Source organism: Staphylococcus sp. EG-SA-14 (assembly GCF_017151935.1).
Taxonomy (GTDB): Bacteria; Bacillota; Bacilli; order Staphylococcales; family Staphylococcaceae; genus Staphylococcus; species Staphylococcus aureus.
The window spans coordinates 1-248 of sequence record NZ_JACVZM010000098.1; the positions used below are offsets into that span (position 1 = coordinate 1).

The following is a 248-nucleotide window of genomic DNA, read 5'->3' on the forward strand; positions in this document are numbered from 1 at the left end:
CGATTATAGGTGGTACAGGAATATCAACCTGTTATCCATCGCCTACGCCTGTCGGCCTCAGCTTAGGACCCGACTAACCCAGAGCGGACGAGCCTTCCTCTGGAAACCTTAGTCAATCGGCGGACGGGATTCTCACCCGTCTTTCGCTACTCACACCGGCATTCTCACTTCTAAGCGCTCCACATGTCCTTACGATCATGCTTCAACGCCCTTAGAACGCTCTCCTACCATTGTCCAAAGGACAATCC

At 52.8% G+C, this 248-nt stretch carries 1 rRNA gene; it reads right to left on the reverse strand.

Going from position 1 to position 248, the window contains the following annotated elements:
- A 23S ribosomal RNA gene (locus tag IDG63_RS14465) occupies window positions 1–248 on the reverse strand; the annotation flags it as partial.